The organism is Enterococcus sp. BSD2780061688st2 D3, from assembly GCF_005844145.1.
Taxonomy (GTDB): domain Bacteria; phylum Bacillota; class Bacilli; order Lactobacillales; family Enterococcaceae; genus Enterococcus_B; species Enterococcus_B durans.
This window is the reverse complement of record NZ_SPHN01000002.1, coordinates 17499-33048: the sequence shown is the minus strand read 5'-3', so window position 1 is coordinate 33048 and position 15550 is coordinate 17499. Positions and strand designations below refer to the sequence as shown.

General features: G+C 37.6%; 11 protein-coding genes. 3 read left to right on the top strand and 8 right to left on the bottom strand.

The genetic code is table 11. From position 1 onward, the window contains the following. Window positions 1–20: 20 nt before the first annotated feature. The 8 genes from FGQ66_RS02360 to FGQ66_RS02315 all read right to left on the bottom strand — a co-directional run bounded on the left by FGQ66_RS02360 (window position 21) and on the right by FGQ66_RS02315 (window position 12959). A complete protein-coding gene (locus FGQ66_RS02360; protein WP_115234600.1) occupies window positions 21–791 on the bottom strand; it encodes a DeoR/GlpR family DNA-binding transcription regulator in 771 nt (256 codons plus the stop codon). A gap of 230 nt (window positions 792–1021) precedes the next feature. Next, window positions 1022–1882 carry a ketose-bisphosphate aldolase gene (locus tag FGQ66_RS02355; RefSeq protein WP_138301580.1) on the bottom strand — a complete coding sequence of 287 codons (861 nt, stop codon included), beginning with the start codon at window positions 1880–1882 and terminating at the stop codon, window positions 1022–1024. Then, complete coding sequence (locus FGQ66_RS02350; protein ID WP_138301579.1) at window positions 1882–3303, bottom strand: PTS fructose transporter subunit IIC; 1422 nt, start codon at window positions 3301–3303, stop codon at window positions 1882–1884. The genes FGQ66_RS02355 and FGQ66_RS02350 overlap by 1 nt, the downstream gene beginning before the upstream one ends. Window positions 3304–3382: 79 nt before the next feature. Continuing rightward, window positions 3383–3829, bottom strand: a complete 447-nt coding sequence (locus FGQ66_RS02345; RefSeq protein WP_005878238.1) for a PTS sugar transporter subunit IIA — start codon at window positions 3827–3829, stop codon at window positions 3383–3385. Between the two features lie 606 nt (window positions 3830–4435). Then, the gene (locus tag FGQ66_RS15075) at window positions 4436–8911 is read right to left on the bottom strand and encodes a glycosyl hydrolase family 18 protein (protein WP_171024551.1); all 4476 of its coding nucleotides are present in this window, start codon (window positions 8909–8911) and stop codon (window positions 4436–4438) included. A gap of 281 nt (window positions 8912–9192) precedes the next feature. Beyond that, complete coding sequence (locus FGQ66_RS02325) at window positions 9193–11250, bottom strand: M60 family metallopeptidase (protein ID WP_113846137.1); 2058 nt, start codon at window positions 11248–11250, stop codon at window positions 9193–9195. A gap of 399 nt (window positions 11251–11649) precedes the next feature. Then, window positions 11650–12063: a hypothetical protein gene (locus FGQ66_RS02320; RefSeq protein ID WP_138301577.1), complete on the bottom strand. Its 414-nt coding sequence runs from the start codon at window positions 12061–12063 to the stop codon at window positions 11650–11652. A 74-nt stretch (window positions 12064–12137) separates the two neighbouring features. Next, complete coding sequence (locus tag FGQ66_RS02315) at window positions 12138–12959, bottom strand: helix-turn-helix domain-containing protein (RefSeq protein ID WP_138301576.1); 822 nt, start codon at window positions 12957–12959, stop codon at window positions 12138–12140. Between the two features lie 223 nt (window positions 12960–13182). On the opposite strand from FGQ66_RS02315, the gene FGQ66_RS15070 reads away from it, so the two are divergent. The 3 genes from FGQ66_RS15070 to FGQ66_RS02305 all read left to right on the top strand — a co-directional run bounded on the left by FGQ66_RS15070 (window position 13183) and on the right by FGQ66_RS02305 (window position 15454). After that, complete coding sequence (locus tag FGQ66_RS15070; protein WP_171024550.1) at window positions 13183–13584, top strand: hypothetical protein; 402 nt, start codon at window positions 13183–13185, stop codon at window positions 13582–13584. 171 nt (window positions 13585–13755) lie between these two features. After that, window positions 13756–14685 carry an ABC transporter ATP-binding protein gene (locus FGQ66_RS02310; RefSeq protein ID WP_138301574.1) on the top strand — a complete coding sequence of 310 codons (930 nt, stop codon included), beginning with the start codon at window positions 13756–13758 and terminating at the stop codon, window positions 14683–14685. Further along, window positions 14678–15454, top strand: coding sequence for a DUF2705 family protein (locus tag FGQ66_RS02305; RefSeq protein ID WP_138301573.1), 777 nt, complete (start codon window positions 14678–14680; stop codon window positions 15452–15454). Before FGQ66_RS02310 ends, FGQ66_RS02305 begins: the two co-directional genes overlap by 8 nt. The last annotated feature ends 96 nt before the right edge of the window (window positions 15455–15550 follow it).

The window sequence follows — 15550 nt, the reverse complement described above, 5'->3', positions numbered from 1 at the left end:
ATGATACGGAGTTCTAGGCATCAATAAAAACAACGAATATGATGCTCTTCCATTTTCGCAAATTGATCATTCGTTAGTTCTTTACTTGTCACTAAATAATCAATCTCATGGCACGCAATCGCTTGATGCATGAATCGTTGCCCTACTTTCTCTTGTGTTGCCAATACCATCAAATGGTTTGCCTGCTTTCGGAACGCTTTTTTTAATAGGGCTTCTCCTTCATGTGTTTCGGTCACTCCTTGAGTAAAATCGAAGCCACGGCAACTAATAATAGCTAAATCTGCAGAATATGTCAGTACGTCGTTGTAAGCTTTTGAGCCATTGATCGTCGCTCGTTTTTGAACGATCGTTCCACCTACGATTGATACTTTCGCTGATGTAAATTCGCTTAGCATCGCTGCTGTGATCACGCCGTTTGTAATGATCTGCAATCCTTCATATCTCCCTAGATTTCGAATCAGGTGCAAACTAGTCGTACTAGAATCTAAAAACAAGACCATATCATCTTTGATCAAGGATGAGGCAATGTCTGCGATCTTTCTTTTTTCTGTTTCTTCATCTAATTGATTGATTTTCATCAAATATGGCACATCGATTTTTTGATTATCTACTAACATTGCACCACCACGAACTCGGCGAATCAAGCCACTTTTTTCTAAGGATACAAGATCACGCTTGATTGTCGCCTCACTGTAATTAACTAAATCGATCAGATCAGTGATTCTTACAAACTGATTGCTTTTTAAATGATTCACGATTTTTTGTTGACGATCTTCTACTTCACTTAGCATTTTCGTCTCCTCCTATTCTTTGCATCTACTTTAACACCAAAAAGAGTGTGGGACAAAAGTAAGAAACACTTTTGTCTCATTCTTTAAAAACGAATAAACGGTGGGAGCAGAAGCAACTCCTTCGGAAATAAGCCGAAATTCATAAAAATTTGAAAAGCAATTTTTGTTAATTTCTTCTTATTTCTCGGAGTTAAACACTTCTGTCCCAACCTCTTTTGGATCATGACTTTTTAATATAGTTCTGCTTTACCAATCGTATTCAGTACACCCATTTTATGCTTCACTACCTCTTGAACCTTTTTATTTGCGTAAGGATAGACAGCATTTGGTTCATACATTTCTGGATTGTCGCTCAATATTTCTCGTAGTGCATCAAAGAACACACTCTTGAGATCTGAACTGAGATTAACTTTTGCCACTCCATATTTGACTGATTCACTGACTTCCGCATCTGGATTACCTGAACCACCATGCAAGACAAATGGTTTATCGATTTGCTGATTCAACTCTTTCAATAATTCGATGTTCAATTTTGGCGTTTTGTCTTTAGGATATAATCCATGCGCTGTGCCGATAGCAATGGCTAATGAATCGATATTCGTTTCTTCGACAAAATGTTTTGCTTGTTCAGGATCTGTATAGATGATGTTCGCCGCACCACCTTCTGCAGAGCCGTTATTACCAATCGTTCCAATTTCTGCTTCTACTGACACGCCCACTGCATGAGCTAATGCAACGACTTCTTTGGTAATCGCTAAATTGTCTTCAAAAGATTGTAAAGATGCATCGATCATCACCGAAGTATAACCATTTCGTATCGCCCGCAAAACATCTTTCACTGTACCACCATGATCCAAATGAATCACTACAGGAACCTTACTATTATGGGCATACGCTCTAACGGAAGCAACGAATTCATCATTGAGATAAGCAATTTCATCAGGATGGATCTCTAAAATAACTGGAGCATTTAGTCTTTCAGATTCTTCTATGATTGCTTTCAACATATCATAACTACAGATATTGAAAGCCGGAACGGCAAATTGATTTTCCTTTGCAACTTTTAGTAACTCTTTCATTGTATATAACATTATGCTTCCACCTCATTTGTTAGTTTTTCTTCTTTTACTTTTTCTGTAACTGTCTTTTCTTCCACCGATTTTTTTAGCAATCCTAATGAAAGTGCTGTAACCACTGTTCCAGAGGCAATCGCGACTAGATACATTGGTAAATCATTCAATACATTAGGGATCAGCATGACCCAAATACCGCCATGAGGGGCCATCGAAGTTACTCCAGCTGCCATCGAAATCCCTGCAGCAGTAGCAGACCCGATGATCAAACTAGGAATAACGCGAATGGGGTCAGATACCGCAAAAGGAATCGCTCCTTCTGTAATATAGGAAGCTCCTAGTATCCAGCATGATTGTCCAGAAGTTTGTTCTTCCTTCGTAAATTTTTTCTTGAACAAAATCGTCGCTAACGCGATACCTAAAGGCGGCGTCATCCCTGCAGCCATACAAGCTGCAATCGGTGCATTCACACCTGCCGACATCAAACCGATGGAAAATGTAGAGATCGACTTATTGATAGGTCCACCCATGTCAGCCGCCATCATGACCCCAATAATCAGACCAAACATCAACCCTGATGTATTTCCTAAACTATTCAACCAGTTCGTCAATGTATCCAATAACCAAGAAATCGGCTGTTCGACAATGAAAACCATGGCTAGGCCAACAATAAGAATCGATACAAGCGGTACTACGATCAATTGATAGATCGAAAGAAGTTCTTTTTTGATCGTTACTTTATTTGCTAGAAAATCAGTCAGATACCCCGCTAATAATCCACCGATCATTCCGCCAAGAAATCCAGAACCTCCAGTTGAAGCAAGTAGGCCAGCAACAATTCCTGGAGCAAATCCAGCTTTTCCAGCAATCGAAGTGGCGATACCTGCTCCTAAAGCCGGCACCATCATGGCAAACGCTGTATCGCCACCAATACGTGACAGCGCACCTGCTAATGCATTATAATTTTCTGATTGCGGATCTGAAGCTGTAATACCGAAAGCAAAGCTCAACGCAATGATAATGCCTCCAGCAATTACAAATGGCAGCATATAATTCACGCCACTCATAAAATGATTATAGAGAGTTGGCTTTTGATTTTTTGTTGCTTTTTGTTTCGTTGCTCCTGAAACTTCACTTACTCCAATTCCTTCTAATGCCTCTTTGATCACCAGTTCCGGTTCTTTGATCGCCCGACTCGTGGATACTCGTTTTACTTTTTTACCTGTAAACCGTTCCATATCGATCTCTTTATCAATCGCTAAAATAATTGCTTGTGCCTCTGCAATGTCACTTTCCGTCAATGTATTTTCAGTTTTGATTCCTTGTGTTTCAAACTTTGCTTCAAGATTCATTTTCTTAGCAGTAATCTCTAGTTTTTCCGCTGACATATACGTGTGGGCAATTCCAGTAGGACAAGCTGTCACACCAATTATTTTCATCGTTTTTCTCCCCCATCTGCTTTTTTACTAGCATACTTCTGATACCTGATAACAATAGTTCGTCTTTTGGATAGTCGCTTTACTCAGTTAAACACGTGAGGATTTCTGCCGCAGTAACCGCCTCTTTTAATTGTTGTCTAAATACTGGATCGATCAATTTTCGTGACAAGGAACTCAAAATTTCTAAATGCTCATCTGCTGACTTTTTAGGTACGGCGATTGCAAACACACATTCAATCGGCTGTTCATCCATTCCAACATAGTCGGTGATCCTTCCGCTATGGATAAAGCAGAGTGTCGGCTCCAGCACATACTTACTTTTTGCATGAGGGATACCAAATCCATCCTCTATCCCCGTTGAGGTCTCATTTTCTCTTTTTAGAAAATCCTTGATGATCTTTTTAGAGTTCTTGACTCTGCCACTTGCTTCCAACCTTCTACCTAAGCAATCAAACAATGAACTTTTTGAACGAATCGTCTCATCGAAAATAATCAATTCTTCTGTAATCAATTGTTCAATATTCATTTTCATCACCTCTCTATTCGCTTTGTTATCGCTTTCTTTTTTTACTGTGGCAAGTATAGCATCGCTAGCTGAACCGTTCAATACTTTGACCGAATAACGAAAACAATGCAAATTTACTAAAAATAAATCATAAAAATGAACGATTTAGCTCACTTTTTTCACTAATTCATGACACAAGCTAGAGGAATTATGTTCAACTTTGTCCTTTTCTATTTACGCCATGATGTAAAAGTGATTATTCACATCCCATCTTTTCCTGCAACCTTATCAAACTAATTAACATTGACATAAAGTAAAAAGGTAAACCCATAAATCATAAGATACGAATTGAAACCCGTAAAAAAATCCAATAGATGGCTTATTTGGACACAAAAAACGAGCATGGGACAAAAGTAGGAAACACTTTTATCCCATGCTTTAAAAACGAATAAACGGTGGGAGCAGAAGCAACTCCTTCTTAAAATAAGCCGAAATTCACAAAAATTTGAAAAACAATTTTCGTGAATTTCTTCTTATTTCTCGGAGTTAAACACTTCTGTCCCAACCTCGAAAAAGTATGAATTTTTGAGGTTGTTTCTGTTTTGACAGCTTTTATTTAGTACTCAGCTAAATTTTTTCCCATACCCCCCATTGTTGGACCGTTTCTGGGTTGACGTTTTGATTCCACCATTTTGCACGGTATGTTTGACCGTTAAGTGTGACGATCTGTCCAGCAAGATAGATAGCGGAAGTATTCCACTCTCCATTTTTTTCAGATGCTTCTGGGGTAACCAATGACCATGGTCCCCATTGTCCTGATTCACTTGGTCGATCATTTAACGTCCAATGATTGGCTACATATTCTTTGCCTTCAAACATCACTTTTTCTCCACCTAAGTAAATCTTATTAGGGTCCCATTGTGGAATCGTTTCTGTGCTTTCTTCTTTCGTTACAAACGACTTACTTACTGCATCTGATTCGTTACCTGAAGTGTCTACCGCTCTTACAGTAACTTTGTATTCTTCTCCAGCTTGTAAACCAGTAATCGAATAATTTAGGCTAGTTACTGTTTTTTCAGTCGTCAAACCTTTTCCAGTAACATTTACGATGTAGTGAGAAACAGCTACATTATCCGTTGAAGCTTTCCAAGAAACAGTTGCGCTTTTTTCTGTAATGTTTAGAATCGATAGATTACTTGCCGCTGTAGGTTTTTGATTATCAACAGGCATTTTTTCTGTTTGTACCGTTAATTCATTGCTTAACGCAGAAGTATTTCCTGCAGCATCAATTGCTTGCACACGATACGCGTATTCTTTTTCTGCTTCTACAGTCGTGTCCGTGAAGCTAGTTGTTTTTGTCGTACCGATTTTGTTTCCATCACGGAAAATCAAGTATTCTTTCACAGCTACATTGTCTGTTGCTGCCTCCCAATTCAGTGCTACTGAGTGATGCGTTACTTTACTTGCAGTTAGATTTTTTGGCGTTGTTGGTGCTTCTGTATCTGGCTCAATATCACTTTCACCAAATGTTTGCGCAACTTTCGTAAATTCGAATCGATTCTTGACTTGGCCAACACCGTTATCGATTTTTGCATCTCGATTGATCGACCAGAATGAAACCATTCCGATGTTCTTCTCAACCGCGTGATCGACAACTTGTTTCATCATTTCTGTCGTAAAGTATGGATGTCCGGTATTTTCAAAACCAACAGATGGTGTTGTTCCTAATTTTGCATAGGCTTGTTCTGTGGTTAAATCAATCCCTGCATATTTTTTGAAGTAATCTTTCACTTGCTTCATTGTATTATCCACAGCATCAATTGATCCTTTTGCATAATCTGGTACACTAGCACCATAACACATCGTCATGATATTTATATTTTCTAGATCAACACCTTCTTCAAGGTATGCTTTCAATACATCAAGCCCCGTTTGGATCAAACCTGTTGGCATTACCGGTAATGTAAGTGTCACCTTCACACCAGTAAGTTCTTGGACTTTCTTTATCGCTTTTGCATTTGCTTTGTTGTGCTGATAATCCATTGCTCCTGCTTCTACATCTAGATCAATTCGAGTCAATCCGTAACCTTCTATCAATTCCTGATACGCATTCGTCAGGATCGTGACATCTTGTGTCAACTCCCAGAAAGCGCCAGAATTTAGTCCACCAAATGAAAGAGCTACATCTCCACCCTCTTCACGTAGTTCACGAATTGCTTTTTTGATTCCTTCATATTGCCACTGGTCATTGGTTAGTTCGTTAAGGCCGTTGAATCCACCCCACGACCAATTTAGTCGACCATTCACTACACCGGTTGCTTGCATAAAGCCAAGATTGAAGAATTTAGTTTCCGATTGCTTTGCAATTTCAGCTAAATTAGGTGCACCGTTATTGCTGAATTCCCTATCAGAAACATAAGCTGTCATGTCGACGAATGGTGCCATAACTTGTGCTGGCCATTGGATTCCTTGTCCAACACCAAAATCAACTGTAGCCTTTTGTTTGACGGTTATCGTTCTTTCTTGACGAGTCGTATTGCTGTCACTATCTGTCACAGAATAAGCTAAGGTGTATACTCCTGCTTTCGTTGTATCAACACTACCAGTTACCTTGATCTGTTTTGTCAGATCGCCATCTTCTTTATCTGTCGCAGTTACTCCTGCTAGTGGGTCAAAGTTTTCGCCTACTGTGATCGTTTGATTGTTCACTCCGAAGAATTGTGGTTTTTCATTACTGATTTCTTTCTTTTCAACCGTGATCACACGTTTCGCAATCGTCTCTTTTCCATCAGAATCGGTCACTGAATAGGTAAGTGGATAATTCCCTTCTTTAGCTGTGTCCACCTTACCTGTTACCTTGATCTGACTTGTCAAATCACCATCTTCTTTATCCGTCGCAGTCACTCCTGCTAATGGATCAAAGCTTTCGCCTACTGTGATGGTTTGATTGTTTACTCCGAAGAATTGTGGTTTTTCATTACTGATTTCTTTCTTTTCAACCGTGATCACACGTTTCGCAATCGTCTCTTTTCCATCAGAATCGGTCACTGAATAGGTAAGTGGATAATTCCCTTCTTTAGCTGTGTCCACCTTACCTGTTACCTTGATCTGACTTGTCAGATCGCCATCTTCTTTATCTGTCGCAGTCACTCCTGCTAACGGATCAAAGCTTTCGCCTACTGTGATGGTTTGATTTCCCACACCAGAAATCACTGGCGCTTGATTACTTTCTGCTTCCCCGATGATTGTTTGAGAGGATAGTTGTGTTTTATCATCATAATATTGCTCTAAGACAACCGACTCGATCTGGTCTGGCGAGACCTCTTGACTGTCATTACGCACCAGTTTGAATGTGTATGTATTTCCGGGAGTCAAAAAACGGCCATCGTAAACAGCAGATAAGTCGACGATCGACTTGTCTCCGTCAACAGTTACAGCACCTGCCTTGTAATCTCCACGTGCTAAAGTTGCACCATCTTTCAGAGTGAAAATCAGCTTAGGACGTTTTACTGTACTATAAAATTTATCCGCTGGTTGTAACGCGTTTCCAGCATAATTTTCTAAAACTTCATTGTTTTTAAGTGTGAGTTCAAAGCCTTTTTTCCCAGAATCTGTTGATCCTAATCGAATAGCCATATCCACGTCTAACCGTAAATCATAGTCCTGTTTTTGTACTGGTAATGCTTCTTTTCCAAATAGACCTTCTTTAATGGCTTTAGTTAATTCATCACGGACTGCACTATTATTTGTCGCTTTATCTTGTGATGCCATCCATGAGATCATTCCGCCTAATTGATGTTTTTTAACGTATTCTGCTTTCGCAGTTACTGAGCGGACGTTATCGAATGTATAAAAATCTTTTGTAGATTCACTATACATGAATGGTGCTTGTGCCTCTTCATCCCAATACTCTTTTAAGTCAGGCATCTGTGCTTTTAGCTTGTCGATACTGCGATAAGACCACACACCACTCATTCTCCCACCATCACCAATAGCCGCTGGCGCTTCATTGTTTGCTCCTTTTGAAGCTGTTCCGTCCGCATCTTTATTTGTCGCACTAGCAGGTTGAAAAAGTCCTGGTCGTGAAGCATCTCCGCCTTTTTCGACAGTATCCCACCCTCTAGTATAAAATGCTGCACCAATGACGATTTTTTTGGGATCAATATTTTTACCAAGTAAATAATCAACGACAGCATCAATAGAATAGCTTGTTGGATCATTTGGATTTGTATACAATGCTGTTTGGTGTCCTGCTTTTTCGTCCCAAGCACCATGTAGATCATAGGTCATCACGTTTCCGAAATCAATGATATCGAATAAGCGTTTAACATCCATGTGTTCTTCTAGTTTTTCTTTCGCTCCATGAATGGCTGTTGACAATTCATAGGTCTTACCAATCTCAGCTCCTTGTTTGTCCAGAGCGTTACGGAGATCCTGCATCAGTGTTAGATAATTTTCACGGTCTTGGGGTCCTGCGTTAGGTGTTCCCTCATCGTTTTTATTATCGACTAAATCTGGTTGACGAACACTATTCGGGTATTCCCAATCCACATCGATAAAATCCATATCTGTATATTTTAGAAATTGCATCACATTTTTTACATATTTTGCTCGTTTAATTGGGTCTGCTGCTACTTTTGAAAAGTCGCCAGATTTCGACCACCCGCCTAAACTAATACCCGTTTTGATATTCGGATTTTTTTCACGGAGAGCTGCTAACGCTGGAATGATTCCACCAAGTTGGCTTCCCCATTCATGGCCAGAGCCAACACCTGAAGCAAATGCAGCATCTTGATCCGGTAAAAGCAAATCACCATTGCTGTCCATGTCAACAAAAGCAAAATTGATGTGGGTATACTGATCAGCTGGCATATCTTTTGGAAAATAATTCCCTTGTCCACCATAAATCGACCAGTCACCATAGTACATGACATTTCGATAGGTTGGTTGAGTTTTTTCTTGTGAGTTTGTTTGAATATTTGTTTCCGTTGTTTCATTCGCGTAGGCATCTGCTACTGACGCTACTAGCGACATTGGAATAGCAGACATAACAGTTAGTGCTGCAGAAGATAACGACATTGCCTGTTTGATTTTTTTCTTCATTGCTTTTCCTCCTTTGTATATCTGTGATGAGAATACTGTTATACCTTTGATCAAGGTATAACTTTACTATAGCAATAAATAACTGATACGAAGTTTCACTTTTTTCCATTACCAAGAAGTTCTTGCTTTTTCATTTGAGGTATTCAATATTCGCTCCAATAAACGAAAAAAGGAGGGACAAAAAATCTTGTCTCCTTCCTTCTTTATAGATATCTATTGACTTAGGACTTTGCATTTCTCATCATTTTTTCTTTTTAGTAATTCATGGGACTTGCAACGCTCTATCCTTTTATCTTCCATGCTGCTGAATGAGCAGGATCTTCCCCTTTATTCCACCACTTTGCTTGATAAGTGACATCATTGTAGGTGACCGTATCACCTGCTACATAAACAGTCGCTTTATTCCAATTCTTTTCGACAGTATTTGTTCCTCCAATAGGTTCCCAGGCTTGTGAAGTATCTGGTGTTTCCCCTTTTACCCACCATTTTGCGCGATAAGTTACCCCGTTATATATGACAATATCGCCTTGTACATATGCTTTTTCTTTACTCCATTGCTGATTAGATCCGGGATCATTTATTGCTTCCCATACGTCAGAAACACCAGGGACCGCTCCTTTATTCCACCATTTTGCTCGATAGGTGATCCCTTTATACGTTACGATATCTCCTGCCACATAAACTGACTCCTTAGCCCAAGTGTCAGAAGAACTATTTTCTTCTTTGGTGACTACTGTTAAACTCTGGCTTTTGTCTGACTCATTGTTTTTTGCATCATACGCACTGATTTGATAAGTATAAGTAGTGTTGCTATTTAAATGAAGATCTGAAAAATTGGTTTGTCCTGTTTTTGCAATCCATTGACCATTTCGATAAATGTTATACCCTATTACACCAACATTATCTGAAGCAGGATTCCATCTCAACTGAACAGAATCAGAAGTAACTGTTGCTACTATATTCGTTGGAATCGTAGGAGCTTGGGTATCTTCTTCGATATTGCCAATTTCTCCAGTCATCTCATCGCGATACTCCCAAATTTTCTTCGTTAGTTTTGGTAATGCCGCTAATTCTTTTTTACTCTCATTCGTTACTTCAATACCCCATTGCTCAAAAAATGGAGTTAGATTTTTTCCACTGATCTTTGAAGCAGAAACTACAAAATACTGGCGTTTTGCTTGTTCAGACGAAAGAGACTTTTGTTCTTCTCTATAGCGTTTATGTAAACTAGGATAGAAGTCTTCTCCAAAAGCAAGTTCTAATTGCCAAAACATTCCTAATCGCATCCAAACATCTTGCTGATCAAACTCTTTTTTCGTTTGATTCAGATAGTTAAACATTTCTCTGTAAGTATTGCCCTCTTCTAGTCGACTACGTTGCCCAAACGCTTTTTGTGCCCGTAAAGAATAGATGTTGACCGTCACTTCGACCATATCATGCCAATCCATACGTTCCATTTGATAGGTATGACCAATTTCATGCCACATGCCCCATTGATTTAATTTTTCAGGTTCTAATAAGGCGTCCATTGTTTCCGTATGATAAGCGGTGTGTTGATAAAAAGCATACATAAATGCATCCGCTTCTTTTGTTTCCCGCATATGTTGAACCAAACCAGTTGGCCTACGATGTAGCGAAGAACTTCCGTCCAACCCTGCAGTTTGGTCATGAAGCCTCACCACTTTTTCCTGTGTTTCTAAAATTTTCGTTGGATCTTTAACTAGATGAATAGATTCATTTGAACCAGTAATCAATACTGTGTCACCCACTAGCTCGTACCCTGGTGCATCGGGATAATTACTTACTAATTCTTGCCACTCCTGATTTGTTGTTTCGCCTAGAATAAATCGCGGAACAGTAATCCCACCCCTGATTTCTACATGAATACTTCCTTGTGCTGTTTGTTCGGTTTCATTTTGAATATGAATGATTCCTTCCATACTCCCAGCAATGATATTCTTGCCCTTTTTTAGTGTCTTACCAGAGTTTGCACCTTCGTTATAATCATTCAAAGCAATACCTGAGATCGTATAAGAAGGCATTTTTCGCTGATCCGTCTGCTCATCCACATAAATTTCAATGACTTCGTGTGCTCGTTTGTAGATACCCGTTGATTGATTCGTACTTGGACCAAACCAATTATCTAAAATTCTTGCACGATAATTTTCGACATGTTCACTTTGCTTGATTTCCAAATACTTGGCAATATTTTGATTTGATTTTGTTGTACTTGATACGAACTCTCTTTCATTTCCTTTGACTTCCACACTTAACCTGTTTGAAAAAAGAATGATCCCTAACATTGAACAGCAAAAAAGAAGCTTTTTTTTATTTTTCATAGTTTCTCCCCATTATTTTTATTTGTGTACAAAATAACGGTATCATAAATAAAAAAAAGATTTATCCATCTTTTTCTTTGAATAGAAATTAATAAAAAAATACAAGAAAATTAGCTTTTTTCTTTTCAGTTCAACATTTCACTGGATAAAAAACAAAATCACTTTCTTTTTAAAATAACTGAAATACAAATGACGTTTTTCAATCTGTTAGATAAAATGCTATTCTTTTGTGTTCAGTAACTTGTTTCAAGAGATTTTACTTATAAAATAATCCAAATAGGAAAGAACTCAATCAATTTTTAACCACCAAAAAATCAGCATTTTTGGTGGTATTTTTGCACTAATAGTTTTAACCATAAAAAGAAAACCAGTCTAGATTATCCAAACAGATGTATATCTCTATAATTGTTCAAGGGCCGTAGCTAGATCGTCTAATTTGGCGGCAAATGCATGTTTTGCAACTGGTTTTAATAGTTTTATCGGCAAACTACTATTTGCTTTTTCTGGAAAAAGCAATGTTTCTGCTATTTCTAAATGACCATTCTCTTCTATCAATTCAAATACAACCTGATAATTTAGATGATTTCCTTTACTATAATAGATAACTTGGTCACCATTCCTTTCAACTGTCATCACTTCATTATCGTTTAATGACTGATGTGACCGACTAATCTTCAATCCATTTTGCTGTTCTGCAATCCAAGCAATATCTGAGTCCCATTTTAAAATATTGTTGGGATTTTCTAGGAATGCCAATGCCTTTTCTTTGTTTTGTAAAATCATTACGATATTTTTAAATAGTGGTTTATTCATATAAACTACCTCCTCTATTTGATAGATATAGAATATATGAACATGGCTATTAATAATAATTAGTATCCTAATAATCAAGATATATCTTTAAAAACTTTTTCGCTGAACAGTTGTTCAAATAGTTTGCTATGCTGAATACTGTCCCGTTGCTTATTCTCTTCCCCTGTTTTCTCTGCTATCTTAGCTGCTAGAAAAAATAAATTTCCGAGCATAAAATGAGAATCATGAGTCGTAATAAATGCAATTCCCTTCTCAATTGCATTATAGGAATTTACCAACATATTTAAATTTAAGTAAGCATAGGCCTGAAGATAGAACAAAATATTCAGATTTTTTTCGTATTCTACAGTATCGATATTTCTCATTGCTGCCCGTATGTTGTTTATTGTACTTTCTTTTTTGCCCAATTGTGAATACACAACAGCCTCTCCCATCAAAGACAGCAGACTTATCGTGTTATCTTGCGATTCTGCCAAGGCTAGTTTGAAACTTCTAAGGCTTTCTTGTTTATCCCCTTCAATATGGAATTGGCTACAAGCTAAGTAATAGTAGTAAGCTTGCATTTGTTGGACTGTATCAATTGATTGAAGTACTGTCTCTTGGTTCAAAAATTTATTGAGCGCGATATAGTTATGATTGTTACATAGTTCCTCGCACTTTTCACTAAATTTTTCGATAGGGCTTATTGCATAATGATCATGAAGGATTAATCGATCGATATTTAAATCAAGTCGCTCACATAGTTTTACTATTATTTGGGCATTTGGAACATATTTACCAGATTCAATAAACGAAAGCATGGACTGAGAGCAGATTCCTACTGCAAGATCATATTGAGAAAAATTTTTTTCTTTACGTCTTCTTTTTATTTCTTTACCAAATACTTGTCTTTCCATTTTTAATGCTCTCCTTCCAAATACATCATGCCATCTGATATATATTTATAAATGTCCTGTTCTCTCATACTGCCAAAATAAAAAAACACCGATCCACCATAAAAATAGCCACCTGCTTAATTATTGCTATTGGTGACAAAGTATATGATTATAGAAGGATATAATATTTTTTAATTTTTCAAAGCAACTTCCTAACCCCATAAAGAAAAAATATAAACCATCTTTGATTTCTATGGTCTGCCGTACCTTATTGAATCGTAATAAAACTAGCTTATTTTCTTTTTTATTATACCACCACATAAAATTTCGCAGATATTTTTTTTCAGCGTACTTTGTTTCATCTAAGCAAACAGATAATAAAAGAAAACTACTATGCCAATTAAAAACAACGATAACTACCGATAGAGAAGAGCAAACAGCCCATATTAGAATTATTTCTGTTATCTTTAAAAAATTTATCGTCAGCCACAAACAGTTAGAAACTGAAAATTTGGGAGCTCCAGTGTTATGTATAACCCGTCATGCGTATCTTCTCGCTAAAGCACTTCTTCAAGCAAAAAGAAAATTCTTTACTACTTTTTCTTTTATGTTTAAAGATATATCTTGGAGTGTGGGACAAAAGTAAAAAACACTTTTCGTTGATTTCTTCTTATTTCTCGGAGTTAAACACTTCTGTCCCAGCCTCAACAAAAATTTAGAAACATTTGAGAATTGATAACTAATTATTTGAAAGATACTCTTTATACTTAAATTATCAAAGGGAGATACCTTTTAGAAAATTTCAGGAGGGAAAAAAATGGAAACAATTCTAACATTAGAACAAGTTTCTAAAACCTATGGGCATCAAAAAGCATTAGATCACGTTTCTTTGAAAATACCCAAAGGATCAGTTTATGGGTTGATTGGGCGAAACGGTGCCGGGAAAACCACTTTACTAAAAACCATTACTCGATTGATTCCACCTACGAGTGGTACTGTGTCGCTATTTGGCTCTAATACAAATCAAGAATGGACCAAGGCGCTCCATCGCTGTGGCTCCGTGATTGAAACGCCAGTAGCCTATGATCAATTGACGGCTAAAGAAAACTTGTCTTATTATTGCAAACTACGGGGGATTCTCAATAGTCAGCAGGTCATCAAAGATACATTAGAACTAGTTGATTTAACTGATACAGGAAAAAAGAAATTCAAAGATTTTTCCTTAGGTATGAAACAAAAACTAGGTATTGCCATCGCAATCTTATCTAAGCCAGATTTTTTGATTTTAGATGAACCAATCAACGGTCTTGATCCCATTGCTATCGCTTCTTTTCGCCATTTGATCAAGCGACTGAACGAAGAATACGGCATGACTATCATTATCTCTAGTCATATTTTAACTGAACTCTACCAAGTAGCCACTTGCTTTGGGTTCATTAATAATGGTGTTTTCATCAAGGAAATAGCGAAGGTGGACTTTGACCAACTTAGTGAAGATTATATTGTCTTAAAAACACCTGACTCCTCACAGGCCAGCACTCTTCTAAGGGATCAGTTTGCATTTAAAATCAAAGTAGTCAGTCAAAATGAACTTCACATCTTTGAACAATCACACCAGATAAATGAAATCACTCGTTTATTGGTGGCAAAAGAAATCATGATTGAGGGAATTTATTACCAAAAACAAGACTTAGAAAATTATTTCACCCATTTGATTGGTGACAAGGAGGAACATCCTCATGATTAATGCGATTCGAGCTGATTTCTATCGGTTGCTTCACACAAAAGGTTTTTTCATTACTCAAATTGCTTTGATTTTAATCATCATCGTCTCCGTTTTCACTCAAGCACTAGGCTCTTCCGGAGTCATGACTGAACAATTGAAACATTTACAAAGCGGTGCTCTCGATCTAAAGTGGGACAGCTACCAAACAGTCATTGCTATGAGCACAATGGCCGCTTATCTCATCTACTTTTCTTTACCGCTGTTTGTGATGATTTTAGGCTATGATCTAACTAAAAAGACTTATAAGAATCAATTAGCAATCGGGATTTCTCGTTGGTATTTCTTTATATCCAAGTATCTGATTTTCTTATTAATTTCCGCTTGCCAATTTATATTTTATTACGGCTTTACCTTCCTAGCAGCAGGCATTCGTTACGGATTTGGTACTCCACCAGAAAATTTCTGGGGCTATCTTCTCCGCATGATGGGGATTCAATTTATTACTTTTCAAGCTATTTTTGCGATTGCCTTATTACTCTTGACCCTGACATTTTCGAACGTATCAGCGGTCATCGGTGTAATCGTCACTTCCATGGTTCTTGGTATCATTTCAGCTGTTCTGCCTAAAGTTGAATGGCTAAAATACTTTGACTTCCAGACAAATATCAATATCGCCTGGTTAAAAGATATGCCTGAGCATTATTGGCTAAAAGCAATCATAGCCGCATTAGCCTTTACGATTATCCTTGGTTGTCTAGCCTATCAAGGCATACGAAAACGTGATCTATAAATAAAGAGATCGAGACAAAAGTCGTTTAGGTGTGAGAAATTGGAGCGAAAAAAGAATGGGACAAAAGTGTTTCTTACTTTTGTCCCACGCTTTTTT